This is a genomic window from Streptomyces sp. NPDC005803, from assembly GCF_040630435.1.
Taxonomy (GTDB): Bacteria; Actinomycetota; Actinomycetes; order Streptomycetales; family Streptomycetaceae; genus Streptomyces.
Map to the genome: position 1 here is coordinate 91,418 of NZ_JBEXXO010000008.1, position 26,051 is coordinate 117,468.

Here is a 26,051-nt window from a genome sequence, read left to right on the forward strand (position 1 = left end):
CGCCGAAGGTGGAGGGGAGGGCCGGGGCGGGCTCAGGCGGTCGCGGCGCAGTTCGGGCAGATGCCGCGGTACGTCAGTTCCACGTCGGAGATCGTGAAGCCGAAGCGCTCGCCGGCCGGCAGGTCCGCCAGCGGGTCGCCCGCCGGATGGACGTCGCGGATGGCGCCGCACCGCGCGCAGACCAGGTGGTGGTGCGGGCGGTGCGCGTTCGGGTCGTACCGCTTGGCGCGGCGGTCGGTGGAGACCTCGATGACCTCGCCGAGGGTCACCATCTCACCCAGCGTGTTGTAGACGGTGGCGCGGGAGATCTCGGGCAGCTTGGCGACGGCCCGTGCGTGGACCTCGTCGGCCGTCAGGTGTACGTGCTCCCCGTCGAGAACCTCGGCCACGACGCGCCGCTGTGCAGTCATGCGCCAGCCGCGTCCACGGAGTCGTTCCAGCAGGTCGCTCATGGCGCAAGCCTAACAGTGGTGATGCCAAGTCCTGAACGTGTGTGGCTTTGGAAGCCGCCTTGACTTGGACAAAGTCCATTGTAGGATCAGATACGACATAGGCCAGGGACAGGCTGTGCTCGCCATGACGGCATGACGGCATGACGCGTGTACAGAACGACGCAGGAGGCGCACGTGACACAGGGACCGCTCACCACGGAGGCCGGCGCACCAGTCGCCGACAACCAGAACAGCCAGACCGCGGGCGTCGGCGGTCCGGTCCTCGTGCAGGACCAGTTGCTGATGGAGAAGCTCGCGCACTTCAACCGTGAGCGCATTCCGGAGCGCGTCGTCCACGCCCGTGGCGCCGGTGCGTACGGCACCTTCACGCTGACCCGTGACGTCTCGCAGTGGACGCGGGCCAAGTTCCTCTCCGAGGTCGGCAAGCAGACCGAGACGTTCCTGCGCTTCTCCACAGTCGCGGGCAACCTCGGTTCCGCCGACGCGGTGCGCGACCCGCGCGGATTCGCGCTGAAGTTCTACACCGAGGACGGCAACTACGACCTCGTCGGCAACAACACCCCGGTCTTCTTCATCAGGGATGCCATCAAGTTCCCCGACTTCATCCACACCCAGAAGCGCGACCCGTACACCGGCTCGCAGGAGGCGGACAACGTCTGGGACTTCTGGGGCCTGTCGCCCGAGTCCACCCACCAGGTGACCTGGCTCTTCGGCGACCGGGGCATCCCGGCCACGCTGCGCCACATGGACGGGTTCGGCTCGCACACCTACCAGTGGAACAACGAGGCCGGCGAGGTCTTCTGGGTCAAGTACCACTTCAAGACCGACCAGGGCATCAAGAACCTCACCCAGGACGAGGCGAACAAGCTCGCCGGTGAGGACCCGGACAGCCACCAGCGCGATCTGCGTGAGTCCATCGAGCGCGGCGACTTCCCGTCGTGGACCGTGCAGGTCCAGATCATGCCGGCGGCCGAGGCGGCGACGTACCGCTTCAACCCGTTCGACCTCACCAAGGTGTGGCCGCACGCGGACTACCCGACGATCGAGATCGGCAAGCTGGAGCTCAACCGGAACCCGGAGAACGTCTTCGCCGAGACCGAGCAGTCGATCTTCAGCCCCGCGCACTTCGTGCCCGGCATCGGTCCGTCGCCGGACAAGATGCTCCAGGGGCGTCTCTTCGCGTACGGCGACGCGCACCGCTACCGCGTCGGGATCAACGCCGACCACCTGCCGGTCAACCGCCCGCACGCCACCGAGGCGCGCACCCACAGCCGTGACGGTTACCTGTACGACGGCCGCCACAAGGGCGCGAAGAACTACGAGCCGAACAGCTTCGGCGGACCGGTCCAGACCGACCGCCCCCTGTGGGAGGCCACCCAGGTCGCGGGCGGCACCGGCACGCACGAGACGCCGCGCCACGCCGAGGACAACGACTTCGTGCAGGCCGGGAACCTTTACCGGCTCTACACCGAGGACGAGAAGAGCCGGCTGATCGACAACCTCGCCGGGTTCATCGCGAAGGTCTCGCGCGATGACATCGCCGAGCGCGCGATCGACAACTTCCGTCAGGCCGACGGGGACTTCGGCAAGCGCCTGGAGGCGGCCGTGCAGGCCCTGCGCGCCTGACGCCCGCCCGGCGGCTCATCGCCGGGGCTCCTCGTCCGTCCAGCCGGCCGGTTCCCGCACGCGGGGGCCGGCCGGTCGTGCGTCCGGCCCGCAGGGGGCTGTCAGCCGACCAGTTCCACCGGCCGGCGCCCGGCGGGCGTCCAGCAGCGCATGATGTCGCGCACGGAGACGATGCCGACCGGCCCGTCGTCGTCCAGCACGATCAGATGCCGGAAGCCGCCGTGCGTCATGGCCGCGGCGGCCTCCTCCAGGGTCCAGGTCGGGGCGGCGAAGACCACGTCGGTCGTGGTGTGGGTGGAAGCGGTCTCCCGGTCGGGGTCCTGGCCCGCTCCGACCGCGTTGAGGATGTCACGCTCGGTGAGGATGCCGAGTCCGCAGGTGTCCGGGTCGTGGACGACGGCTGCTCCGATCCGGCGCGCCGACATCAGCCGGGCTGCCTGGCGGAGGGTATGGGCCGGGCCGATGGTGAGGACCACCGTACTCATGGCGTCACGGACGATCATGAAGGGAGCCACCTCCTTCGTGAAACGACTACGTGAGCCGATTCACAAGTTCACAAGCGGGGGGACTCTCAGAGTCGCACCGATGGGGGGCGGCAACAAGGGGGAGCGAAGATCGTTCGAGGGGCGTGCGGTGGTGCGGCACGCCCCTGATCGCTCCGGTGCGCCGGTCAGGGGCCGTGCGGCCCGGTGCGGCGCGTTCAGTAGCGCTGGTTCAGATAGCCCAGCAGCTCGTGGTGGAGGATCCCGTTCGAAGCCGCGGCGTTCCCGCCGCCCGGCCCGCTGACGCCGTCCAGGCTGGTGAACCGGCCACCGGCCTCCTGAACGATGATCGCGTTCGCGGCCATGTCCCAGAGCGAGAGCTCCGGTTCGGCGCAGATGTCGACCGCACCCTCCGCGACCATCATGTACGGCCAGAAGTCCCCGTACCCACGGGTGCGCCAGCAGGCCCGGGTCAGGTCCATGAGGCCGTCCAGCCGGCCCTGCTCCTCCCAGCCGGTCAGTGAGGAGTACGCGAACGAGGCGTCCGCGATGCGCTCCACCTTCGAGACGCCGAGCCGGGTCGCCGAGGTCAGACTGCGGCCGGAGTACGCGCCCGCGCCCTTCGCGGCCCACCAGCGCCGCTGCAGCGCGGGCGCGGACACCACACCCACCACCGGCTGGAAGCCGTCGTCGCCGGCCTCCATCAGCGAGATCAGCGTCGCCCAGACCGGCACGCCGCGCACGTAGTTCTTGGTGCCGTCGATCGGGTCGATCACCCAGCGGCGCGGGCCCGTCCCCTCGATCCCGTACTCCTCGCCCAGGATCGCGTCGCGCGGCCGTGCCCGGTGGAGGTGGCCGCGGATCAGCTCCTCGGCGGCCTTGTCGGCCTCGCTCACCGGCGTCATGTCCGGCTTGGTCTCGACCTTGAGGTCCAGAGCCTTGAACCGGTCCATCGTCGTCGCGTCGGCGGCGTCCGCCAGCACGTGGGCGAGGCGCAGATCATCGTGGTAATCGGGCATGCCGTCACAGTATCCACCGCGGGTGAACGGAGCCACAGGGCCCCGGAGGCCCCGGGAACCCTTGACACCACGCAGGAGCGCCTCAACTCTGCAACGACGGAGCCCTCGGCGTGGGAGGCGACGATGCCGACAGCGCGGGAAGCCTTGCTTGACGCCGCCCACGCGGCACTGACCGCCCGGCCGTGGCCCGCCGTGCGCATGGTTGACGTGGCCGCGGCCGCCGGGGTGTCCCGCCAGACGCTCTACAACGAGTTCGGCAGCAAGGACGGACTGGCCCGGGCCCTGGTCCGGCGAGCCGCCGACCGCTATCTGGCCGGTGTGGACCGAGCGCTCGGCTCCGCCGGCGGTACGAGCGACAGGCTGGCGGCCACCGCCGCCTGGACGGTCCGCGCCGTACGGACGGACACCCTGGTCAGGGCGTTGCTCACGGACTGCTGGAGTGAGCGGTTAGCCCGCCCCGAGGCTTCGGTGCGACGCTCCGCCGCCTCCGTGCCGGCCCAGCGCCGGGCCGATGCCGGCCCGCCGACCCCCGCCGGACTCCTCGGCCAGGTGCGGGACCGCGCGGTGGCCGCTCTGGGCGAGGGGCGCCCGCCGCACGACCCGGCCGCCCTCGCCAGGACCTGCGAGCTCGCTCTGCGGCTCGCCCTGTCCTACGCGCTGGTGCCCGCGCCCGGTGGCGGGGCGGGGGACGGGGTGCGCCTCGTGCGGGAGATCGTGGACCGGCTGTCCGACCCGGCCGCCTGAGCGTGGTGCGGACCGTCAGTGGGACGAGCCGGAGAGCTGCAGCCCGATCACGCCCAGGATCACCAGCGAGATCGAGATCAGCTTGAGCGTGGAGACCACGTCGTCCAGGAAGACCATGCCGTAGATGGCGGTGCCCGCCGCACCGATGCCGGTCCACACCGCGTAGGCGGGACCGACGTCGAGCTTCTTCAGCGACAGGGTCAGCAGACCGAAACTGCCGAGGGCGAAGATGCAGAAGGCGATGGTCGGCCAGAGCCGGGTGAAGCCGTGCGAGAGCTTGAGGCAGACCGCGAAACCGGTCTCCAGGAGTCCCGCGACCACGACCAGCAGCCACGCCATCGTCCGTGCCCCTCCCGCGTAGGTGACCGCCTTGTACCGCTGGGTGTGATTATGCATTTACCAGTGACGGGTGATCGCAAACGTGGCGGGGCCGACGGCTTCGCTTCACTCCCGCCCGGATCGCGGTCCGGGCGCCCTGGCGCCGCTGCCGCGCGGATTCCCGCTCAGTCGCCTTCGCGCCGCTCCCGCGTGGACAGCAGCCGGCGCAGCGAATCCAGCCGGGCCGGATCGGCGTGGCCCGCCGCCACCCAGGCGTCCAGCGCGCATTCCGGTTGCTGGCTGTCGTGCGTGCAGCCGCGCGGGCACTCCTCGGTGCCGGGCTGGAGGTCGGGGAAGGCGTTGATGACCCGCGACGGGTCGATGTGGTTCAGACCGAAGGAACGCACGCCGGGGGTGTCGATCACCCAGCCCCGGTAGTCCGGCAGCGGGAGCGCCAGCGCCGACGTGGTGGTGTGCCTGCCCCGGCCGGTGACCGCGTTGACGACCCCGGTGGTGCGCCGCCTGTCCTTGGGGACGAGGGCGTTGACCAGGGTGGTCTTGCCTACGCCGGAATGCCCGACGAAGGCGGTGACCCGGTCGTTGAGCTGCTCGCGGACCCGGTCGGCGGCGTCCCCGTTCTCCAGTTCCTCGCGGCTGGTGACGATGAAGGGGACCCCCAGCGGGGTGTACGCCTCCAGCAGCTTGTCCGGCGAGGCCAGATCGGACTTGGTCAGCACGAGGAGGGGGGAGAGCCCGCCGTCGTACGCGGCGACCAGACAGCGGTCGATCATGCGCGGACGGGGCTCCGGATCGGCCAGCGCCGTGACGATGGCCAACTGGTCGGCATTGGCCACCACCACCCGCTCGAACGGGTCGTCGTCATCCGCCGTCCGGCGCAGCACCGAGCGGCGCTCACCGATCCGGACGATCCGGGCGAGGGTGTCCTTGTCGCCGGACAGGTCGCCGACGATCGAGACGGTGTCGCCCACCACCGCGGCCTTGCGGCCCAGCTCACGGGCCTTCATCGCGATGACCGTGCGGCCCTCGACGAGGCAGGTGAGCCGGCCGCGGTCCACGGTGAGGACCATGCCCTCCTCGGCGTCCTCGTGCTTGGGCCGGGTGTGCGTACGAGGCCGGTTGCCCTTGCGGTTGGGGCGGACCCGGATGTCGTCCTCGTCGGGATTCTTGCCGTAGCGGCGCATGTCTCAGGCCCCGAGCATTCCGGTCCACATCTGCGGGAAGTCGGGCAGGGTCTTGGCAGTCGTCGCCACGTTCTCGATCTCCACTCCGGGGACGGCAAGGCCGATGATCGACCCCGCGGTGGCCATCCGGTGGTCGTCGTACGTATGGAAGGTACCGCCGCGCAGCGGCCTGGGCCGGATGTGGAGACCGTCGGCCGTCTCGGTGACGTCACCGCCCAGCTCGTTGATCTCCTTGGTGAGCGCGGCCAGCCGGTCCGTCTCGTGCAGCCGCAGGTGGGCGACGCCGCTCAGGGTGGAGGGGGAGTCGGCCAGGGCCGCGACGGCGGCGATGCCCGGGGTCAGCTCGCCGACCTCGCCGAGGTCGACGTCGATGCCGTGGATCCGGCCCGAGCCGGTGAAGGTGAGCCCGTGCTCGGTCAGTTCGCAGCTGCCGCCCATCGCGGTGAAGATCTCGCGCAGCGCGTCACCGGGCTGCGTGGTGCGCAGCGGCCAGTCCGGAATGGTGACCCGGCCGCCGGTGACCAGCGCCGCCGCCAGGAACGGCTGGGCGTTGGAGAGGTCCGGCTCCACCGTCAGGTCGCGGCCCAGCAGCGCCGAGGGGGAGACCCGCCAGACGTTCGGCTCGCCGCCCGTCTCCGGCTCGTCCACCTGGGCGCCGACGGCCCGCAGCATGTCGACGGTCATCCGGATGTGCGGCATGGAGGGCAGCCGGTCACCGGTGTGCCGTACCTCCACGCCCTGGTTGAAACGTGGCGCCGACAACAGCAGCGCCGACACGAACTGGGAGGACGAGGAGGCGTCGATCGCCACCGGCCCGCCGTCCAGGGCGCCGACGCCGTGCACGGTCATCGGCAGACAGCCGCGGCCGTTGTCGTCGATCCGGGCGCCGAGCACGCGCAGGGCGTCGATCACCCCGGTCAGCGGGCGCTCGTAGGAGCGGGGGTCGCCGTCGAAGCGGACCGGGCCGCCCGCCAGGGTCGCCACCGGCGGCAGGAACCGCATGACGGTGCCGGCGTTGCCCACGTCGACGGTCACCGAGCCGTGCAGGCCGGCCGGGATGACCCGCCAGGCCTCGCCCGAGACGTCCGTGCCGCCGGTCGCCGCCGAGTTGGAGGACACCGTCTCCTCGATGCCGACGCCCATCGCGCGCAGCGCGTCCGCCATCAGCAGGGTGTCGCGGGAGCGCAGCGGGCGGCGCAGCCAGCCCGGCTCCGCGGCGAGCGCGGCCAGCACCAGAGCGCGGTTGGTGACCGACTTCGATCCGGGCACGGTGACGGTCGCGTCGACGGCTCCGCTCGCGTGGGGGGCGGGCCAGAGGGCGGGGTGCACGGCACTTTCGGTCATGAGGTCACTTTAGTGGCTCATCGCGAACCTGGATTCTGATCAAAAATGACGAAATCGGGGCGTAACCCCGGAGTGGTAGAGGATGCGGCTCACAGTCCCAGCAGCCAGCGGCCGCCGCCGATGAGTGAGCAGAGCGACACCGCGTGGAACAGGAAGAGCCACAGCGCGGCCGGTACGTCCGTCAGCCGGGCCAGCTGGTCCACGTCCGAGTCCGGCGCCCCGCCGTGCCGCCGCTTGGACTGCAGCTCGAACGCCGGGCGCACGCCGCCCAGCAGCAGGAACCAGACCGCGCTGTAGGCGAACAGGGACTGCCAGGCGGGTGAGGCCAGCCACGACATCAGCAGGAAGAGCGAACCGGTGAAGATCACCGTCAGTGCCCCGTACAGATTGCGGATCATCACGAGCATCACCGCGAGCAGCGCCGTGGCCAGCCACAGCAGCAGGGTGATCCTGCCGTTCTCCAGCAGCCAGGCGCCCCCCAGACCCAGCAACGGCGGCGCGGTGTAGCCCGCCGCCGCGGTCAGGACCATCCCGATCCCGGTCGGCTTGCCCCGGCTCACCGTCAGGCCGCTGGTGTCGGAGTGCAGCCGGATGCCCGAGAGCTGCCGTCCGGTGACCAGCGCGATCAGCCCGTGGCCGCCCTCGTGGGCGATGGTGATCGCGTTGCGTGAGAGCCGCCATATGAAGTTCGGCACGACGGCGATGAGTGCGGCCGTGGCGGTCACCACCACCAGCCACTGCTCGGGGGCGGGCTGGGTGCCGAAGACGCGGTCCCACAGATTGCCGAGATCGGTGCTGTCCATGGAGGGGGCGGCTCCTTGCGGTATTGGCGTCCGGTCCGGATGACGGTCGTGGCAGTCTGGCACCTATGTGCGGACGGTATGCAGCGAGTCGGCGGCCCGAGGATCTGACCGGACTCTTCCAGGTGGAGAAGTGGGAACCGGCCGAGACGCTGGAACCCGATTACAACGTGGCGCCGACCAAGGAGGTCTACGCCGTACTGGAACGTCCTGTGAAGGACGCCGACGACCAGCGTCCGGTTCGCCAGCTGCGCGCCCTGAAATGGGGGCTCGTCCCCTCCTGGGCCACGACCCCGGACGGCGGGGCCCGGATGATCAACGCCCGCGCCGAGACGATCCACGAGAAGCCGTCCTTCCGGCGCCCGTTCGTCTCGCGGCGCTGCATCCTGCCGGCCGACGGCTATTACGAGTGGGTGACCGGCGCGCAGGAGCGGCAGCTGGAGGAGAAGGGCCGGAAGAAGCGCCCCCGTAAGCAGCCGTACTTCGTGACACCCGCCGACGGATCGGTCTTCGCCATGGCCGGGCTGTACGAGTTCTGGCGCGACCGGACGCTGCCGGACGACCACCCGCAGGCCTGGTGGGTGACCTGCTCGGTGATCACGACCGAGGCGGAGACGAGCCCGCTGGCCGTCGCGCCCGCCGAGGGCCCGGCCGCGCTCGCCGACATCCACCCCCGGATGCCCCTGATGCTGACCCCGGACCGCTGGGACGACTGGCTGGACCCCTCCCGCACCGACGTCGAGGAGCTGCGCGGACTGCTCGCGCCGCCGCCCGGCGGGCTGATGCGGGCGTACCCGGTGGCGACCGCGGTCAGCAACGTCCGCAACAACGGCCCCGAGCTGCTCGACGAGCTGGCGGCGCCCGAGGTGAGCACGCTCTTCTGACACCGGCCGCGCCACGACCGGCCCGGTCCCGGGCGGCTTGGTTGGATGGGGACGTGAAACCCACCGGCACAGCACCGCACACCGACACGGTCGACACCGAGACCGGAACCGCCCGGATCACCTGGTTCCCCGCGTCCTCGCCGCGCCTCCTGCTCGCCCTCGGGCACGGCGCGGGCGGCGGCGTGGAGGCCCGGGACCTGCGGGCCCTGGCCGCCGCGCTCCCCGCGCACGGGGTCGGCGTGGCCCTGGTGGAGCAGCCCTGGAGGGTCGCGGGGAAGAAGCTGGCGCCCGCCCCCAAGACCCTGGACACCGGCTGGCGCGGCCTGTGGCCGGCGCTGGCGGCCCCCGGGCTCCCGGTCGTCGCCGGCGGGCGCAGCGCCGGGGCGAGGGTGGCCTGCCGCACAGCGGCCGGGCTCGGGGCCCGGGCGGTCCTGGCGCTCAGCTTCCCGCTGCACCCCCCGGGCCGCCCGGAGAAGTCCCGCGCGGACGAACTCCTGGCCTCCGGGCTCCCCACCCTCGTCGTCCAGGGCGGCAACGACCCCTTCGGCAAGCCCGCCGAATTCCCGGCGGGGGAGTACCTGATCGCCGAGGTGCCGCACGGGGACCACGGCTTCGCGGTCCCCAAGCGGTCCGGGATGACCGAGGACCGGGTGAAGGAGATCCTCACCACTTCCGTGACCGGATGGCTGGCCGGAATCGTGTGATCCGGAACTGGTCAGGCGCCCGGGAATGCGGGACGGGGGGCCGCTGTTGTTCGGGACGTCGGTACACCAACGTCGTATGTGGAGAGGGAGTCCGTCGCATGGGTTCGACCATCTGCCCGCGTCGCTCGAACGCCGCTGACCTGGAGTGGACGGTCCTGCATGCGGCCAAGACCACTCCCGAGCGGGCACTGAGCGGACCGGATCGACTGCACGCGCCGGACCAAGGTCGACTATTCTCCGATTCGAGCGGGTCCGGCTTCGGATCCGCAACAGCGTTGGAGGAGGTGGGTCCGGTCACTGGGACCGACACAGGGACCGACGACGGCCGCCCGCAGGAGACGACGGCCGAGCGCAACGCGCGCTTCGAGCGCGATGCCCTCGGTTTTCTCGACCAGATGTACTCGGCCGCGCTGCGCATGACGCGCAACCCCGCGGATGCCGAGGACCTGGTCCAGGAGACGTATGCCAAGGCGTACGGCTCCTTCCACCAGTTCCGTGAGGGCACCAACCTCAAGGCGTGGATGTACCGCATCCTCACCAACACCTTCATCAACTCGTACCGCAAGAAGCAGCGCGAACCCCAGCGCAGTGCCGCCGAGGAGATCGAGGACTGGCAGCTGGCGCGTGCGGAGTCGCACATGTCCACCGGTCTGCGCTCCGCCGAGTCGCAGGCCCTCGATCACCTGCCCGACTCCGATGTGAAGTCCGCGCTGCAGGCGATCCCCGAGGAGTTCCGCATCGCGGTGTATCTCGCCGATGTAGAGGGCTTTGCCTACAAGGAGATCGCGGACATCATGGGGACTCCCATCGGTACGGTGATGTCCCGACTGCACCGGGGCCGCCGTCAACTGCGCGGCATGCTGGAGGACTACGCCCGTGACCGCGGGCTCGTCCCGGCGGGCGCCGGTGAGTCGGACGATCGGAAAGGCTCGGGCTCATGAGCTGCGGAGAGCCGCACGAGACGGAGTGCGCAGAGGTACTCGATCACCTCTACGAGTTTCTCGACCGGGAGATGCCCGACAGCGACTGCACCAAGTTCGAGGTGCACTTCGGTGAGTGCTCCCCCTGCCTGGAGAAGTACGGCCTGGAGCAGGCCGTGAAGAAGCTGGTCAAGCGGTGCTGCGGTCAGGACGACGTACCGGCCGACCTGCGTTCGAAGGTGCTGGGCCGGATCGACCTGATCCGTTCCGGACAGGCGGTGCCGGAACAGGACGTCACGGTCTCCGGCAGCGAACTGCCGGCCGCCGCCAACGAATGACGCATCACCCGAACGTGCTAATCGCGGTCGTCGGCCCTCAGCCGGGACGCCCAACTCGCTAGCCTGACGCCTCCATTGGCGATGCTGGGGGGCGGGCGGAACGGGTGAGAGCCACACGCGGCGCGGCGCGGGCGCACATCCTGGCCGTCGCGCTCGGCGCCGCCCTGTGTGTCCTGCCCGCGCTGCGTCCCGGCGCGGGCACCCCGTGGACCACCCTCGGACTGCTCGCCGGGCTCTACCTCGTCTGTGAACTGCCCGGCCGCTGCCCCTTCTTCGGCAGCTCGGTGCCGATCGGCGCCGGATCGTTCTTCCCCCTGCTGCTCGCCGCGGCGTTCCTGCTGCCGCCCCCGGCGGCCGCGCTGGTCGCGGTCCCGGGCTCGCTCGTCGGCCGGGTCGAGAAGCCGCCCGCCCTCGCGCGCCGGATCTGGCGGGCGGCCCGGCTGCCCGTCACCGTCTGGGCGACCTCGTCCGTACACGCCCTGCTCGGCGGTCCCGCCGCGCTCGGCGGCCCCGGACCGGACCGGCTGCCCGACCTCCCGTACGCCCTGCTGCCCGGCTGCGCCGCCGCCCTGGTCTTCAGCCTCGTCCTGACCGCCCTGGACGGGTCCATCCTCGCCGCGGCCGAACAACTGCCCCTGCGACGCGCCTGGAGCGGGCTGCTGCCGCGTTCCGTGGGGCCGCACCTGGTGCACGGCCTGGCCGGACTGATGATGGCGATCCTGTGGAACAGCTCGTACGGGCCGCTGGCCGCGCTCTTCGTCCTGCTGCCGATGTACATCTCCTGCTGGGTCTTCGCCCAGTACCACCGCGAGCACGCCGCGCACCGCGCCACGATCAGGGCCCTGGTGCAGGCCGTCGACATCAAGGACGCCTACACCCGGGGGCACAGCGAGCGGGTGGGGCACGCATCCGTGCTCATCGCCCAGGAGCTGGGCATGGAGCGGGAGCGCGTCGAGGTGCTGCGGTTCGCCGGGATCCTCCACGACATCGGCAAGCTCGGGGTGCCGACCCGGGTGCTGCGCAAGGACGGGCCGCTGACGCCGGAGGAACGCCGGGTGATCGAGCTGCACCCGGAGTACGGCCACGAGATCGTCCGCGGCATCGGCTTCCTCGGTGAGGCGCGGGCCGCGATCCTGCACCACCACGAACGGCTCGACGGCAGCGGCTACCCGTACGGACTGTCCGGCCGCCGGATCCCCGAGTTCGCCCGCGTCGTCGCCGTCGCCGACGCGTTCGACGCGATGACCTCGACCCGCTCCTACCGGCCGGGGCGCCCGGTGCCGGCCGCCGTGGAGGAGCTCAAGCGCTGTGCCGGCACCCAGTTCGACCCCCGGATGGTACGGGCGCTGGCGCGGGGCCTGGAACGGCACGGGTGGTCGGCGTCGGCGACGCCCGTGACGGCGGACGAGGCGGGCCCCGTGCCGGTGCCGCGGGCCGGGGGTGTGCCGGCGCCGGCGCCGGCGTCCGGGGCGGCGGACCGGCGCCGGTGAGCCCGCGGTGGGTACGGCTCCCGCCCGTCGTCCTGGCCGTGCGCGGTGCCGCCCTGACGCTCACCGCCGCCGCGCTCGGGCACACCCTGCGGGACGGCGTCCACGAACCCGGTCACGCCCTCGCCTTCGGGGTCCTCATCACCATCGGTGAGCTGGCCCGCTGGGGCGCCCTGCCCCAGGAGCGGGAACCCGCGCCGCTCGGCGCCGCCGGAGCACTCGCGTACGCCCTGCTCGGGCGCAGCGGCGGGGAGCCCACCAGCCACGGGGTGTTCCAGGTGATCGCCGTGCTCGTCGCGGCGCAGCTCGTCGCCTCGGTGCCCCATGTCGCGCGCGGCAGCGGGCCCGGCCCCGACCAGGTGGCCCGCCGCGTCCTGACCGTCGCCTTCGCGGCCGTCTGCTTCCAGCCGCTGTACAACTCCGGCCGGTCCGAGAGCTGGTTCGGCGACGGCCCGTACTACGCGGCCTTCCTGCTCGTGCTGCTCGGGCTCACCGCCCTGTGCGACGCCGTGCTGGGCGCCCTGCTGCTGCGGGCCCCCACGCTGCCCCGCGGGCTCCGTGCGGCGGGCGCCACCCCCGTCCCGTACGGGCCACTGCTGCGTGACGAGCTGCGGGCGCTGCGGGGCATCGGACCGGCGGTCTGCGCGACCGGTGCCTTGATGGCGCTCGGGGTCGCCGTCGCCGGGCTGTGGGCGCTGCCCGTCCTGTGCGTACCGCTGCTGCTCACCCAGGTGTCCTTCCGCCGGTTCGCCGCCGTGCGCACCACCTACCGGCAGACCATCGCCTCGCTCGCCCGGTCCACCGAGATCGCCGGCTACACCCCGCACGGTCACGCCCGCAGGGTGGCGGCGCTCTGCACGGCCGTCGGGCGCGAGATGGGTCTGTCCGGGCCCGAGCTCACCGTCCTGGAGTACGCGGCGCTGATGCACGACATCGGCCAGCTCTCCCTCGTCGACCCGGTGCCGGACGGGGCGACCGCCTCCCTGCCGGCCGCCGAGCAGCGGCGGATCGCCCTGCTGGGCGGCGCGGTGGTCCGCCAGACCGGGGTGGACACCGAGGTAGCCGTCGTCGTGGAGCGGCAGGCCGACCCCTACCGCGAGCAGCCGTTGTCCGCCAGGATCGTCCGGGCGGTCAACGCATACGACGACCTGTGCGGGGAAGGTCTCAGCGGGCCGCTCGGCGCACTGGAACAGCTCAGGCTCGGGACCGGCCGCGATTACCAGCCCCAGGTCGTGGAATCGCTCGCCCGGGTTCTGGCCCGGGGCGGTCTGGCCCCCGTCCCACCTGGGTAACCCATGGGTAATGAGCGGGCGTCCGGCCGGGCATGGTTGGATGCGAAGAGAGTGGAAAACGTGGGTGTCCAGTCGGGACAGGCGGGAATCGTGAGGATCTTCGGGAAGGTACGGCATCGGCCCTCCGCCTCTTGGCGGCAGGCCACGGACCGCGCGTTCACGCTGATCGGCGACGGCCGGTACGAGGACGCGGGCGCACTGCTGACGCGTGCGGCGGACCTGGAGCCCTGGCTCTCCGAGTCGTGGTTCAACCTGGCGCTGCTGCACAAGTTCCGGCACGACTGGGAACAGGCGAGAGCCGCGGGCCTGCGGGCCGTCGCGCTGCTCGACAAGGAGTCCGGCGCCCCGGACTGGTGGAACGTGGGGATCGCCGCCACCGCGCTCCAGGACTGGCCGCTGGCCCGCCGGGCCTGGCAGGCGTACGGGCTGAAGGTGCCCGGCGGCGGGCAGCAGACTCCGGCGTCGGGCAGCGAGCCGGTCGGCATGGAGCTGGGCAGCGCCGCCGTGCGGCTGTCGCCCGAGGGCGAGGCCGAGGTCGTCTGGGGCCGCCGGCTGGATCCGGCGCGGATCGAAGTGCTGTCGATCCCGTTGCCGTCGTCCGGGCGGCGCTGGGGCGAGGTCGTCCTGCACGACGGGGTGCCGCACGGCGAGCGGATCACCGCGGCCGGGCCCTCGTACCCGGTGTTCGACGAGATCGAGCTGTGGGCCCCGTCCCCCGTCCCCACCTGGGTGGTGCTCCTGGAGGCGGCCACCGAGGCGGACCGGGACGCGCTGGAGCAGCTGGCGTCCGACGCCGGCTTCGCCGCCGAGGACTGGTCGTCGTCCGTCCGGCTGCTGTGCCGGGCCTGTTCGGAGAGCCGGATGGAGAGCGACGAGGGCGACGGGGAGCACCTCGACCCGCACGACCACAGCGAGCCGGGCCATCCCGGCCCGCTGGGCCACCGCACCGCCGGCGAGCTCTGGGTGCCGGAGCGCGAGTGCGGACTCGCGGCCCCCGCGGGGCTGGTCCGGGGGCTGCTCGACGGCTGGGTGGCGGACAGTCCGGACAGCCGCGAGTGGCGGGATCTCGAAGAAGTCTGCTGACGTCTCGAGGAAGTTCGCCGACGGGTGCCCGTAGGCTGTACGCGCACCGATTCCGGTGCTCGGGCGCCCGGGTCCTCGCGAGCCGCGGATCCCGGGTTTCAGGTTGTGAGGAAGGCGTACGGCGGACATGGCGCAGCAGGAGACGGACGAGCAGATCAGCGTGGACGAGGAAGGTTTCCTGGTCGACACCGAGGACTGTGAGGCGCGTGAGGCGGCACACCGCGAGCGCGGCACCTCGCGCCCGATCACGGTCGTGGGCAACCCGGTCCTGCACAAGGAGTGCAAGGACGTCACCGCGTTCGACGACGAGCTGGCCCAGCTGATCGACGACATGTTCGCCAGCCAGCGGACGGCGGAGGGCGTGGGGCTGGCCGCCAACCAGATCGGGGTCGACCTCAAGGTCTTCGTCTACGACTGCCCGGACGACGACGGGGTCCGGCACACGGGCGTCATCTGCAACCCGGTGCTCGACGAGCTGCCGCCCGAAGAGCGCGTCCTGGACGACTCCAACGAGGGCTGCCTCTCGGTCCCGACGGCGTACGCCTCGCTGGCCCGCCCGGACTACGCGGTGGTGCGCGGCCAGGACGCCAAGGGCAACCCGGTCAAGGTCCGGGGCAACGGCTACTTCGCCCGCTGCCTCCAGCACGAGACGGACCACCTGTACGGCTACCTGTACATCGACCGCCTCTCCAAGCGCGACCGCAAGGACGCGCTGCGTCAGATGGCGGAGAACACCCCGCGCTACGAGGTCGTCCCGAACGACTGATCAGGCCGCGCGCGCTCCGCGAGGGGCCCGTCCCGGTACACCGGGGCCGGGCCCCGTGGCGTCCCCGTATCGTCAACTCGCGTTCTCCGACGCATAGTTGACGCGCGTCGACTCGTCGGCCAGGCTGTCGCTCCACACCTTCACCGTGGTAGGGAGCCCCCCATGCTCAGACGTTCCGCACGCCTCCTGCTCGGCCTTGTCATGACCATGGCATTCGCCTGGGGCGGGGCGGTGGTGACCGCCGGCACCGCACAGGCCGACGGCTGCTACACCTGGACCCGCACCCTGTCCCCGGGCGCCACCGGCAACGACGTCGTCCAGCTTCAGATCCGCGTCGCCGGATACCCCGGGTACAACTCCGTGCTCGCCGTCGACGGCTCCTACGGGCCGGCCACCACCGCCGCCGTCAAGCGCTTCCAGGCCGCCTACGGACTGGCCGCCGACGGCATCGCGGGCCCCGCCACCCAGTCCAAGCTCTACGCCCTCCAGGACAACGACTGCACGCCCGTCCACTTCACGTACGCCGAGCTCAACCACTGCAACACCACCTGGGCGGGCGGCGCCGTGGCGGCGGGCACGGCCAAGGCCAACGCGCTGAGCACCATGTGGAAGCTGGAGGCGCTGCGCCACGCGCTCGGTGACCGCCCCATCACCGTCAACAGCGGCTTCCGTTCCACGGCCTGCAACAGTGCGGCCGGCGGTGCGTCGAACAGCCGTCACCTGTACGGCGACGCGGCCGACCTCGGCGGGATCGCCTTCTGCACCCTGGCCCAGCAGGCCCGCAACCACGGGTTCAACGGGATCCTCGGCCCGGGCTACCCGGACCACAACGACCACGTCCACGTGAACCAGGGCCCCAGCCACTTCTGGTCGGCGCCCAACTGCGGCATCTGACACGCGAGTGGGGCCCGCCGGTACCGGCGGGCCCCACCTGTCCGGTCAGGCGGTCAGGCGGCCTTCGCCGTCAGACGCGTCCCGCCCGTCGTCTGCACAGCGGCGCCGTCGGAGGACCGCTCCGTCAGACGGAGCTGCGAGACGGCGTTGCGCAGGACCAGCGCACCGGCTCCGGCGTCCACCTGCCAGCGCTGCGTGCGCGCGCCCGCCGAGCAGGCCCCGAGCGACAGCTCGGCCCCCACCTCCAGCGGAGCGCCCAGGTACCTCTTCCCGCGCACCACGTCCAGGCACAGGCCGCCCTGTGCGGACTTCACGGTGTAATAGCCGTCGGCGGTCGCCGTCAGCGTCCAGGCCGCCTTGTCGCCCTTGGTCAGCGACACCCCGGCGTCCGCGCCGGGCGTCAGCGCCTTCGCGCCCGCGGTCAGCCGGTACGTGCCGTCGGCCAGGGGGGTGCGGTCGGTGTTCTCCCAGCCGGGGGCGTGGCCGATCCGGCGGGCCAGGGCCTCGAAACCGGCGTACGTCCCGCTGGGCTTGGGGCCGCCCCAGGTCGCCTGCGCGATGAAGCGCAGCGGCATGAAGACCTTCGCCTCGACCTCGTTCTCGGTCTCGGCCGCCGCACTGTCCGGCCACAGGCTGATCTTCGCGCCGGTCAGGTTCGCCGCCGTGGCCGGCAGCGTCTGGCCCTCGAACCGCAGGGGGGTCCAGTCGCTCTCGTACAGCTGCTGGGTCTTCATCGTGTAGCCGCCACGCACCAGGTAGAGCGCGTACGCGGAGTTCATCACCGGCCGGCCCTCGGCCAGCAGCGCGGACGGCTGCTGGATGGCGCCGCCGCCGAGCCAGTGCTCGACGGTGATGTCACGGTCGAGGGGGACGACGCCGTTGCGGCCGGCCAGGCCGTCGTTCCAGATCCGCAGGGACCGGCCGCCGGCCTTCACATGGGCGCCGACCTGGTTGATGAAGTCGACGAAGAGGTCGTCGGGAGTGGCCGAGGCGCCGAACTTCGCCGTGGCGGCCGACTGCAGCTGCGGATAGTTCGGGTACGAGGAGCCGAGCATGTACTCGTCGGCGCCCATGTGCCAGGTGCGGGTGTCCCACACCTCCAGGGCCTCGTCGACCATCGAGGTGTAGTACGCCAGCGCCTCGGGGCGCGAGATGTCCAGCCGGGGCGGCGAGGCGACGCCGTCCTTGTCCTTGAGCTGGAGTTCCGGGTGGTTCTCCAGATAGGTGTCCATGTGGCCGGGGGAGTTGATCTCCGGCACCAGGTCGATGTGGTACTTCTTCGCCATCGCGACCAGGGCGCGCACCTGCGGCTTCGTGTAGTAGCCCCAGAACGCCGACTCCGGGTCGGTGTCGCTCCTGACCTTCGCCTCGATCCAGAGCTGGTTGAGCTTCTGGGAGGCCATGTCCTTCATCAGCCGCTCGAACCAGGGCAGCGAGACGTTGATGTAACAGGCGCACACCCCGACCCCGCGCTCGCGGTAGGCCGGCACGTCGGTCGCCGAACCGCGCGCGGCCCGGCCGTCGTCGTTCAGCAGCTGGAGCACCGTGCGGGAACCGTAGAAGACGCCCGCGGAGGTCGCGGCCGTGACCGTGACGCGGTCGCCGACGTCGAGGCGGTAGCCCTCCGCGCCCAGCGAGCCCTTCAGGGACGGGTCCTGGCGCAGCACGACATCGCCGGACCGGGCCGCGCCCCGGGACACCGCGGCCTTTCCGGCCAGCTCGCCCGCGAACCGTGCCGCGTCGGCCGCCGTGCGCTGCTCCCGCACCCCCTCCAGCACGATCCTGGCCCGGTCGGTCAGCGTGAACTCCCCCTCGCCGGCCTGCCACTGCCGCAGTGAGGGGAGCACCTCGGGCGGTGGTGACGCGGCGGTCGCCGCGTTCTCGGCGGAGGCGCTCTGCAGGGGCAGCAGAGTGGCGGCGAGCGCGGCCACCACGGCCCCGACGGTCCTTCGTTTAGCCATCCGGATGTCCATGCGCTCGACCCTGGACCCCCGGCATGGGCCCGGTCCATGGACAGGTGAACGAATCAGTTGGACGAATGGTCCGATGACACGTTAGGAGGCGCTCAGGCGGCGTCGGTCAATTCGGTCGGTCCGCGGAAGGTGCGACGGTACGCGTTCGGTGTGGTCCCCAGGGCGCGGACGAACTGATGGCGGAGTGCGGCGGCGTTCCCGAAACCGGTCTGTCCGGCGATCGTATCCATTGTTTCATCGGATGTCTCCAAGAGGTGCTGGGCCAGCAGCACCCGTTGGCGCAGCAACCAGCGGTACGGCGTGGTGCCCGTCTCCTGCTGGAAGCGGCGGGCGAAGGTGCGCGGGGACATGTGTGCCTGGGCGGCCAGTTGCTCGACCGTCATCTCCTGGTCGAGGTGGCGGTCCATCCAGGCCAGCGTGTCACCGACCGTGTCGCAGGGGGTACGGGGCAGCGGGCGCTGGATGTACTGCGCCTGCCCGCCGTCACGGTGCGGCGGCACTACCATGCGGCGGGCGATGGTGTTGGCGGTGGCGGTCCCGTACGCCTGGCGGACCAGGTGCAGACAGGCGTCGATCCCCGCGGCCGTGCCCGCCGACGTGATGACCGGGCCCTCGTCCACGTACAGCACGTCCGGCTCCACGACGGCCCGTGGGAAGCGGCGGGCCAGCTCGGCGGCGTGGCGCCAGTGCGTCGTGCAGCGCCGGCCGTCCAGCAGGCCGGCCGCCCCGAGCACGTACGCCCCCGAGCAGACGCTCAGCACCCTGGCCCCGCGGTCCACGGCCCGGCGCAGCGCCTCCAGGACCTCCTCGGGGTACTCCCGGTCCACGAAGTGGCTGCCGGCCGGGACCGCGATGAGGTCGGCCTCCTCCAGGCGGTCGAGGCCGTGCGGGGTGCTGAGGGTGAACCCGGCGTGCGTCCGGAGCACCGGGCCCTCGGCGGACACCACGGCGAAATCGTGCACCGGAAGCCCCTCCTCGCTGCGGTCGAGCCCGAACACCTCGCACAGGACGCCGAGTTCGAAGGGATTGACCTCGTCGAGCAGCAGGACGGCGACATTTTTCAGCATGACCCCAGTGTGGCAGTAATTCGATGCTCCATGACAGTCCTGCCACTGCCGCGATCGGCCGGAACCGACGACAGTAGAGGCATGAACACATTCCTGAACTACCTGGGCATAACCGTTGTTTTCGCACTCTTCCTGCTGCCGGCGCTGGTCGGCATCGCCCGCGAACGCCGCATCGACCGCCAGCTGCGGGAGGCGGAACGGGGCCGAGGCGCCGAACCCCCGCAAACGGCCGACGCCGCGCGGCCGGTGAGGGCCGCACGGCGTCCGTACGTCAGGAGCTGGGCGAGGATCTGAAGGGACTGGTCCCGCGGCAGCCGAGGTTCGCGCAGACCCTGACTGACGCGGCACTAGAAGTCGTCGTCGAAGCCGACCGTGCCCTCGACGGCCACCTGGTAGGCGGACGGGCGGCGCTCGAAGAAGTTCGTCAGCTCCTGGACGCCCTGGAGCTCCATGAACGAGAACGGGTTCTCCGATCCGTACACCGCGGGGAAGCCCAGCCGGGTGAGCCGCTGGTCGGCGACGCACTCCAGGTACTGGCGCATCGACTCGGTGTTCATCCCGGGCAGCCCGTCACCGCACAGGTCGCGGCCGAACTGCAGCTCCGCCTCGACGGCCTCCCTCAGCATGTCGGTGACCTGCTGCTGGAGCTCGTCGTCGAAGAGGTCGGGCTCCTCCTTGCGGACGGTGTCCACGACCTCGAACGCGAAGTTCATGTGCATGGTCTCGTCCCGGAACACCCAGTTGGTGCCCGTGGCGAGGCCGTGCAGCAGCCCGCGCGAGCGGAACCAGTACACGTACGCGAAGGCGCCGTAGAAGAACAGCCCCTCGATGCACGCCGCGAAGCAGATCAGGTTCAGCAGGAAACGGCGGCGGTCGGCCTTCGTCTCCAGCCGGTCGATCTTCTCGACCGAGTCCATCCAGCGGAAGCAGAACTGCGCCTTCTCGCGGATCGACGGAATCTCCTCCACCGCGTCGAAGGCGGCCGCGCGGTCGTCCGGATCGGGCAGATAGGTGTCCAGCAGCGTCAGGTAGAACTGGACGTGCACGGCCTCCTCGAAGAGCTGCCGCGACAGGTACAGCCGCGCCTCGGGGGAGTTGATGTGCTTGTACAGCGTCAGCACGAGGTTGTTGGAGACGATCGAGTCACCGGTCGCGAAGAACGCCACCAGCCGGCTGATCAGATGCTGTTCGGCGGGCGACATCTTGGCGAGGTCCGCCACGTCGGAGTGGAGGTCGACCTCCTCGACGTGCCACGTGTTCTTGATCGCGTCCCGGTAGCGCTCGTAGAAGTCCGGGTAGCGCATGGGCCGCAGGGTCAGCTCGAAGCCCGGGTCCAGCAGGTTCTTGTTCTCGGTGGAGCTCATTACTGACAGGCCTCGCAGGACTCGGGGTTCTCCAGGGAGCAGGCGATCGCGTCCGCGTCGGGCGCGGGCGCCTGCGCGGGGATCGGGGCGGCGGACGCCGCGCGGGCGATCCGGGTCGCCGGGCGGGAGCGCAGGTAGTACGTGGTCTTCAGCCCCTGCTTCCAGGCGTACGCGTACATCGAGGAGAGCTTGCCGATCGTCGGCGTCTCCAGGAACAGGTTCAGCGACTGGCTCTGGTCGAGGAACGGCGTCCGGGCCGCCGCCATGTCGATCAGGCCGCGCTGCGGGATCTCCCACGCCGTGCGGTACAGCGCCCGCACGTCCTCGGGGATCCACCCGAAGCCCTGCACCGAGCCGCTCGCCTCGCGCAGCGCCTCACGGGTCCGCGCGTCCCACACGCCGAGCTTCTTCAGCTCGTCCACCAGGTAGGCGTTGACCTGGAGGAACTCACCGCTGAGCGTCTCGCGCTTGAAGAGGTTGGAGACCTGCGGCTCGATGCACTCGTACACCCCCGCGATCGAGGCGATCGTCGCCGTCGGAGCGATGGCCAGGAGCAGCGAGTTGCGCATGCCGGTCGTCGCGATCCGGGCCCGCAGGGCGTCCCAGCGCTCCGGCCAGTTCAGCTCGGTGTCGTAGTGGTCCGGGTGCAGCACACCGCGGGCGGCACGCGTCTCGGACCACGCGGGCAGCGGGCCCGAGCGCTCCGCGAGGTCGCAGGACGCCTCGTAGGCGGCGAGCATGATCCGCTCGGAGATCTTCGTGGACAGGGCACGGGCCTCGGGGGAGTCGAACGGCAGCCGCAGCAGGAAGAAGACGTCCTGCAGGCCCATGGCGCCCAGACCCACCGGCCGCCAGCGGGCGTTGGACCGGCCGGCCTGCTCGGTCGGGTAGAAGTTGATGTCGACGACCCGGTCGAGGAAGGTCACGGCCGTACGGACGGTGGCGTCCAGGCGCTCCCAGTCGATCGAGCCGCCCTCGACGAAGGCCCCGAGGTTGACAGAGCCGAGGTTGCAGACGGCCGTCTCGCCGTCGTCCGTGACCTCCAGGATCTCCGTGCACAGGTTCGACGAGTGCACGACGCGGCCCGGCTCGGCGGTCTGGTTCGCGGTGCGGTTGGAGGCGTCCTTGAACGTCATCCAGCCCTGGCCGGTCTGGGCGAGGGTCCGCATCATCCGGCCGTAGAGCTCCCGGGCCGGCATGGTCTTGCGGGCCAGGCCCTTCGCCTCGGCGGCACGGTAGGCGGCGTCGAACGCGTCGCCCCACAGGTCGACGAGCTCGGGCACGTCGGCCGGGGAGAACAGCGACCAGGTGCCGTCCGCGTCGACCCGGCGCATGAACTCGTCCGGGATCCAGTGCGCCAGGTTGAGGTTGTGCGTACGCCGCTGGTCCTCACCCGTGTTGTCGCGCAGCTCCAGGAACTCCTCGATGTCCGCGTGCCACGTCTCCAGGTAGACGGCGGCGGCGCCCTTGCGCCGGCCGCCCTGGTTGACCGCGGCCACGGAGGCGTCGAGCGTCTTCAGGAACGGGACGATGCCGTTGGAGTGCCCGTTGGTGCCGCGGATCAGTGAACCGCGGGCGCGGATACGGGAGTACGAGAGACCGATGCCGCCCGCGTGCTTGGACAGGCGCGCCACCTGGTGGTAACGGTCGTAGATCGAGTCCAGCTCGTCCAGCGGGGAGTCCAGCAGGTAGCAGGAGGACATCTGCGGGTGCCGGGTGCCGGAGTTGAAGAGCGTGGGGGAGGAGGGCAGGTAGTCGAGCCGGCTCATCAGCCCGTACAGCGCGGCGACCTCGTCCAGGGCGCGCGCGGAGGTGTCCTCGGCGAGCCCGGCCGCGACGCGCAGCATGAAGTGCTGCGGGGTCTCGATGACCTGCCGGGTGGTGGGGTGGCGCAGCAGGTAGCGGCTGTGCAGGGTGCGCAGGCCGAAGTAGCCGAAGCGGTGGTCGGCGCCGTCGGCGAGGGACCGCCCGACGAGTGCGTCCAGGGCGGCCGCGTGGAGCGTGACGAACTCGGCGGTGCGGTCCGCGATCAGGCCCTCGCGGTGCCCGACGGCGACGGACGCGGAGAACGACGTCGCACCCTGTCCGGCCGCCTCGTCCGCGATGGAGCGGGTGAGGAGACGGGCGGCGAGCCGGGAGTAGGCGGGGTCCTCGGAGATCAGGCCCGCGGCGGCCTCGGTGGCCAGCGAGCGCAGCTCGGCCTCGTCCGACCGGGCGCTGCGTCCGCGCAGCGCCGCGGCGGCGACACGGCCGGGGTCGGTGTCGGGCAGATCGGCGGTGAGGTCGGTCAGGGTCCGCAGCAGTGCGGTCCCCGGTCCGTCCTTCGCGGGTCCGCCGGAGCTGACGGCTTCGGATCCGGCCGTTTCCGGCTCGGCTGCTTCGGACTCGGCCGCTGAAACCGGATCGGCTGGCGCGATGGTCACCGGTGCTCTCCCTCGCTCGGCTCGGGGCCTTCGGGGAGCGGGGGCAGCCGGGCGGGGCGGTACCCGGCAGGGCAGCGCTCCGTGCGGCGTCCACCGGCCCATCCACGAGGCCCGGACGTCTGGGCATCCGGATCGGTCGAACCGGACGCGCTGCCGGCAGGAGTTCGGACTCGGGGGTGCACAAAAGCACACCGAACACACCGTTGCGGGACAGTTCCGGATTCGCACCGGATTTCCCTGCGGCGACAGCGAGCATGAGCATACATGTGGGGGCTGCCCGATGCGGCAGCCCCCACATGTTGTGTCGTACGAGGTCGCGGTACCCCTTTCACCGCAAGGGCCGCAGCTCCAGACGGTAGGTCAGCAGTTTGAGGTCGTCGAGCGGATTCCAGTCCCTCTCGGGGGTCCGTACGAAGCCGAGGCGCCCGTAGATCCGATGGGCGCCGCGCATGGCCGGCTGCGTGGACAGGACGAGCCCCGTGACCCCCGCGGTCTCCCGTGCGCGGTCGATGCAGGCCCGCACGAGCGCCTCGCCCGCCCCGGCGCCCCGGGCCTCACGGGAGACCGCGAGCATCCGGAACTCGGCCTCGTCGGCCGTCGCGATGTCGGCCCACGGGTTGCCCGGCGCGGCGTAGGTGACGCCGCCCAGGACGCGGCCTGCCGCGTCGGCCGCCACCAGCACCTCGGCCTCGGCGGCCCTGCGGGGGACGTCGCGCAGCTGCACCAGATAGGGGTCGTCGGCGCCGTAGTCCAGGAGGCCGTCGCCGAGATAGGCCTCGGCGGTGATCTCGCCGAGGAGCGCGTGCTCGGCGGGTGTGACGGGGCGGATCGTCATGTCCATGGACGGGAGTCTGCCGCACCCGGGGGCCGTGACCGCAAGGGATTTCCGCCGGACGCGCGGACGGGCCGCCGCACCCCTTCGGAAGGGGTACGACGGCCCGTGTGCCGTGCCCGCGATCAGTGGCCGCCCGGCGCGCCGGCCGTGGCCGGCGGGAGCTCCGTCTGCACGCCCGGGTCGCCCGCGTCCGCGGTGTAGTCGCCCGGAGCGGTCTCGTCGACCCCGGCGGGCGCCTTCGCGGCGTTCAGGACGAAGGTCAGGACGACGGTGACCACGACGTTCAGCACGAAGGCCGTCAGACCGATGTAGCCGATCTCGCCGATGCCCGGGATCTCCTTGGAGGACCCGCCGAAGTGCTTCTGGGTCGGGCTCGCGACCCCGTAGGCGGCGAGCGTCCCGTAGACCATCCCGACCGCCCAGCCCGCGAGCAGGGCCCAGCGGTGGAACCACCGGGTGAACAGCCCGCCGACCAGGGCCGGCATCGTCTGGAGGATCCAGATCCCGCCGAGCAGCTGGAAGTTGATCGCGACCGTCTTGTCCATGGTGAGGACGAAGGCGAGCGCGCCGACCTTCACCAGCAGCGAGACCAGCTTGGAGACCTTGGTCTCCTGCGCGGGTGTCGCGTCGGGCTTCAGGAAGTCCTTGTAGATGTTGCGGGTGAACAGGTTCGCCGCGGCGATCGACATGATCGCGGCGGGCACCAGCGCGCCGATGCCGATGGCGGCGAACGCCACGCCCGCGAACCAGTCGGGGAACATGTTCTCGAACAGCTGCGGGATCGCCAGCTGGCCGTTGTCCACCTTGACCCCGGCGGCGATCGCCATGAAGCCGAGCAGCGCGAGCAGGCCCAGCATCAGCGAGTACAGCGGCAGGATCGTCGTGTTGCGGCGGATCACGTCACGGCTGCGGCTGGAGAGCGTCGCCGTGATCGAGTGCGGGTACATGAAGAGCGCCAGCGCCGACCCCAGTGCCAGGGTGGCGTAACCCCACTGCCCCGCCTCGCCGGGCGCGAGTCCGGCCACCGGTTTCCCGGCCGCCTCGTTCTTCGCCGAGAACGCCTCGCCCGCCTTGGCGAAGATGTCGTCGAAGCCGCCGAGCTTGATCGGGATGTAGATGATCGCCACGGCGATGACCAGGTAGATCAGTCCGTCCTTGACGAACGCGATCAGCGCGGGTGCGCGCAGGCCGGAGGAGTACGTGTACGCGGCGAGCACCGCGAACGCGATCAGCAGCGGCAGGTCCTTGACGAACCAGTGCGTGTTCTCGCCACCGCCGACGCCCATCACGTCCAGCACCGCCTGGATGCCCACGAGTTGCAGGGCGATGTACGGCATCGTGGCGAGGATGCCGGTGACGGCGACCGCCAGCGAGAGCCCCTTGGAGCCGAAGCGTCCGCGGACGAAGTCGGAGGTGGTGACGTAGCCGTGCTTGTGCGACACCGACCACAGGCGCGGCAGGAAGGTGAAGATCAGCGGGTACACCAGGATGGTGTAGGGCACCGCGAAGAAGCCGGAGGCCCCCGCCGCGTAGATCGCCGCGGGAACGGCGACGAAGGTGTACGCGGTGTAGAGGTCGCCGCCGAGCAGGAACCAGGTGACCCAGGTGCCGAACGACCGTCCGCCCAGGCCCCATTCGTCGAGGCTGGCCTCGTTCTCGGCCTTGCGCCACCGGGCGGCCATGAAGCCGACCACCGTCACGGCCAGGAAGAAGAAGATGAAGACGCCGAGTGCGACGCCGTTCACGCCGTCCTTCATGCCGACGCACCCCCCTTGCGGGAGCGCTGGTCACGCTGCCACAGCTTGTACGCGATCATCGTGAGCGCGGTCGAGATCAGCACCCACAGCATCTGGTACCAGTAGAAGAACGGGATACCGATGAAGGTCGGGTCGACCTTGGCGTACGAACTCACCCAGAGCATCGCCACGAACGGCGCGATGAGACATAGGGCGATGACCACCCGCACCGGTGTGACGGTGGGTGGCTTTCCTTCTGGGTCTTCTGGCATGGCGGCGACTCCGTCCCCTCGCTGAT

Annotated in this window: 26 protein-coding genes and 1 riboswitch; of the genes, 12 read left to right on the forward strand and 14 right to left on the reverse strand. The window is 71.2% G+C overall.

The features are described 5' to 3' along the window. Positions 1–32: 32 nt before the first annotated feature. Positions 33–452, reverse strand: a complete 420-nt coding sequence (locus ABZ454_RS13765; protein ID WP_356316812.1) for a Fur family transcriptional regulator — start codon at positions 450–452, stop codon at positions 33–35. Positions 453–626: 174 nt separating this feature from the next. Here ABZ454_RS13765 and ABZ454_RS13770 point away from each other — a divergent pair, with 174 nt between their 5' ends. Further along, positions 627–2,078 (forward strand): catalase, encoded by a 1,452-nt coding sequence (locus ABZ454_RS13770; RefSeq protein WP_359537891.1) that lies wholly within the window; start codon positions 627–629, stop codon positions 2,076–2,078. Between the two features lie 101 nt (positions 2,079–2,179). Here ABZ454_RS13770 and ABZ454_RS13775 read toward each other — a convergent pair whose 3' ends face one another. Both ABZ454_RS13775 and hisN read right to left on the reverse strand, forming a co-directional pair. Then, positions 2,180–2,581 (reverse strand): CBS domain-containing protein, encoded by a 402-nt coding sequence (locus tag ABZ454_RS13775; RefSeq protein WP_359537892.1) that lies wholly within the window; start codon positions 2,579–2,581, stop codon positions 2,180–2,182. Between the two features lie 197 nt (positions 2,582–2,778). After that, a complete protein-coding gene (hisN, locus tag ABZ454_RS13780) occupies positions 2,779–3,579 on the reverse strand; it encodes a histidinol-phosphatase (protein ID WP_356316818.1) in 801 nt (266 codons plus the stop codon). 123 nt (positions 3,580–3,702) lie between these two features. On the opposite strand from hisN, the gene ABZ454_RS13785 reads away from it, so the two are divergent. After that, the gene (locus ABZ454_RS13785) at positions 3,703–4,323 is read left to right on the forward strand and encodes a helix-turn-helix domain-containing protein (RefSeq protein ID WP_359537894.1); all 621 of its coding nucleotides are present in this window, start codon (positions 3,703–3,705) and stop codon (positions 4,321–4,323) included. 15 nt (positions 4,324–4,338) lie between these two features. Here ABZ454_RS13785 and ABZ454_RS13790 read toward each other — a convergent pair whose 3' ends face one another. The 4 genes from ABZ454_RS13790 to ABZ454_RS13805 form a co-directional block, all read right to left on the reverse strand. Next, the gene (locus tag ABZ454_RS13790; protein WP_030969764.1) at positions 4,339–4,662 is read right to left on the reverse strand and encodes a multidrug efflux SMR transporter; all 324 of its coding nucleotides are present in this window, start codon (positions 4,660–4,662) and stop codon (positions 4,339–4,341) included. Between the two features lie 164 nt (positions 4,663–4,826). Beyond that, the gene (gene rsgA / locus ABZ454_RS13795; RefSeq protein ID WP_356316822.1) at positions 4,827–5,843 is read right to left on the reverse strand and encodes a ribosome small subunit-dependent GTPase A; all 1,017 of its coding nucleotides are present in this window, start codon (positions 5,841–5,843) and stop codon (positions 4,827–4,829) included. 3 nt (positions 5,844–5,846) lie between these two features. Further along, a complete protein-coding gene (aroA, locus tag ABZ454_RS13800) occupies positions 5,847–7,187 on the reverse strand; it encodes a 3-phosphoshikimate 1-carboxyvinyltransferase (RefSeq protein ID WP_356316824.1) in 1,341 nt (446 codons plus the stop codon). A gap of 89 nt (positions 7,188–7,276) precedes the next feature. Then, the gene (locus tag ABZ454_RS13805; RefSeq protein WP_356316826.1) at positions 7,277–7,990 is read right to left on the reverse strand and encodes a M50 family metallopeptidase; all 714 of its coding nucleotides are present in this window, start codon (positions 7,988–7,990) and stop codon (positions 7,277–7,279) included. A gap of 65 nt (positions 7,991–8,055) precedes the next feature. On the opposite strand from ABZ454_RS13805, the gene ABZ454_RS13810 reads away from it, so the two are divergent. The 9 genes from ABZ454_RS13810 to ABZ454_RS13850 all read left to right on the forward strand — a co-directional run bounded on the left by ABZ454_RS13810 (position 8,056) and on the right by ABZ454_RS13850 (position 16,355). Further along, positions 8,056–8,871: an SOS response-associated peptidase gene (locus tag ABZ454_RS13810; protein WP_356316828.1), complete on the forward strand. Its 816-nt coding sequence runs from the start codon at positions 8,056–8,058 to the stop codon at positions 8,869–8,871. Positions 8,872–8,924: 53 nt separating this feature from the next. Next, positions 8,925–9,575 (forward strand): alpha/beta family hydrolase, encoded by a 651-nt coding sequence (locus ABZ454_RS13815; protein WP_359537896.1) that lies wholly within the window; start codon positions 8,925–8,927, stop codon positions 9,573–9,575. Between the two features lie 284 nt (positions 9,576–9,859). Continuing rightward, a complete protein-coding gene (locus ABZ454_RS13820) occupies positions 9,860–10,516 on the forward strand; it encodes a sigma-70 family RNA polymerase sigma factor (protein ID WP_018105559.1) in 657 nt (218 codons plus the stop codon). After that, positions 10,513–10,833 (forward strand): mycothiol system anti-sigma-R factor, encoded by a 321-nt coding sequence (gene rsrA, locus ABZ454_RS13825; RefSeq protein ID WP_356316832.1) that lies wholly within the window; start codon positions 10,513–10,515, stop codon positions 10,831–10,833. Before ABZ454_RS13820 ends, rsrA begins: the two co-directional genes overlap by 4 nt. Before the next feature lie 104 nt (positions 10,834–10,937). Further along, positions 10,938–12,323, forward strand: a complete 1,386-nt coding sequence (locus ABZ454_RS13830) for an HD-GYP domain-containing protein (RefSeq protein ID WP_359537898.1) — start codon at positions 10,938–10,940, stop codon at positions 12,321–12,323. After that, positions 12,320–13,612, forward strand: a complete 1,293-nt coding sequence (locus ABZ454_RS13835) for an HD domain-containing protein (protein ID WP_359537899.1) — start codon at positions 12,320–12,322, stop codon at positions 13,610–13,612. The genes ABZ454_RS13830 and ABZ454_RS13835 overlap by 4 nt, the downstream gene beginning before the upstream one ends. Positions 13,613–13,702: 90 nt before the next feature. Then, positions 13,703–14,695, forward strand: a complete 993-nt coding sequence (locus ABZ454_RS13840) for a hypothetical protein (RefSeq protein ID WP_148020640.1) — start codon at positions 13,703–13,705, stop codon at positions 14,693–14,695. A 127-nt stretch (positions 14,696–14,822) separates the two neighbouring features. Next, the gene (def, locus tag ABZ454_RS13845; RefSeq protein WP_359537901.1) at positions 14,823–15,461 is read left to right on the forward strand and encodes a peptide deformylase; all 639 of its coding nucleotides are present in this window, start codon (positions 14,823–14,825) and stop codon (positions 15,459–15,461) included. 162 nt (positions 15,462–15,623) lie between these two features. Further along, positions 15,624–16,355: a D-Ala-D-Ala carboxypeptidase family metallohydrolase gene (locus ABZ454_RS13850; RefSeq protein ID WP_359537902.1), complete on the forward strand. Its 732-nt coding sequence runs from the start codon at positions 15,624–15,626 to the stop codon at positions 16,353–16,355. A gap of 53 nt (positions 16,356–16,408) precedes the next feature. Here ABZ454_RS13850 and ABZ454_RS13855 read toward each other — a convergent pair whose 3' ends face one another. Together ABZ454_RS13855 and ABZ454_RS13860 are read right to left on the reverse strand one after the other, a co-directional pair. Continuing rightward, positions 16,409–18,316: a family 20 glycosylhydrolase gene (locus ABZ454_RS13855; protein ID WP_359537903.1), complete on the reverse strand. Its 1,908-nt coding sequence runs from the start codon at positions 18,314–18,316 to the stop codon at positions 16,409–16,411. A gap of 104 nt (positions 18,317–18,420) precedes the next feature. Then, positions 18,421–19,395 carry a helix-turn-helix domain-containing protein gene (locus ABZ454_RS13860; protein WP_356316845.1) on the reverse strand — a complete coding sequence of 325 codons (975 nt, stop codon included), beginning with the start codon at positions 19,393–19,395 and terminating at the stop codon, positions 18,421–18,423. Between the two features lie 81 nt (positions 19,396–19,476). On the opposite strand from ABZ454_RS13860, the gene ABZ454_RS13865 reads away from it, so the two are divergent. Continuing rightward, entirely contained in the window at positions 19,477–19,689 is a 213-nt protein-coding gene (locus ABZ454_RS13865; RefSeq protein WP_356316847.1) for a hypothetical protein, read from the forward strand. Between the two features lie 53 nt (positions 19,690–19,742). On the opposite strand, the gene ABZ454_RS13870 is transcribed toward ABZ454_RS13865, so the two are convergent. The 5 genes from ABZ454_RS13870 to ABZ454_RS13890 form a co-directional block, all read right to left on the reverse strand. Then, positions 19,743–20,759 (reverse strand): ribonucleotide-diphosphate reductase subunit beta, encoded by a 1,017-nt coding sequence (locus ABZ454_RS13870; protein ID WP_359537904.1) that lies wholly within the window; start codon positions 20,757–20,759, stop codon positions 19,743–19,745. Further along, positions 20,759–23,182 carry a ribonucleoside-diphosphate reductase subunit alpha gene (locus ABZ454_RS13875; protein ID WP_359537905.1) on the reverse strand — a complete coding sequence of 808 codons (2,424 nt, stop codon included), beginning with the start codon at positions 23,180–23,182 and terminating at the stop codon, positions 20,759–20,761. The genes ABZ454_RS13870 and ABZ454_RS13875 overlap by 1 nt, the downstream gene beginning before the upstream one ends. 137 nt (positions 23,183–23,319) lie before the next feature. After that, positions 23,320–23,451: riboswitch (cobalamin riboswitch) on the reverse strand. A gap of 59 nt (positions 23,452–23,510) precedes the next feature. Then, the gene (locus ABZ454_RS13880) at positions 23,511–24,023 is read right to left on the reverse strand and encodes a GNAT family N-acetyltransferase (protein ID WP_359537906.1); all 513 of its coding nucleotides are present in this window, start codon (positions 24,021–24,023) and stop codon (positions 23,511–23,513) included. Positions 24,024–24,139: 116 nt separating this feature from the next. Further along, entirely contained in the window at positions 24,140–25,774 is a 1,635-nt protein-coding gene (mctP, locus tag ABZ454_RS13885) for a monocarboxylate uptake permease MctP (protein ID WP_356316854.1), read from the reverse strand. Further along, on the reverse strand, positions 25,771–26,025 hold the full coding sequence (locus ABZ454_RS13890) for a DUF3311 domain-containing protein (RefSeq protein ID WP_356316856.1): 255 nt from the start codon (positions 26,023–26,025) through the stop codon (positions 25,771–25,773). The genes mctP and ABZ454_RS13890 overlap by 4 nt, the downstream gene beginning before the upstream one ends. Between the last annotated feature and the right edge of the window lie 26 nt (positions 26,026–26,051).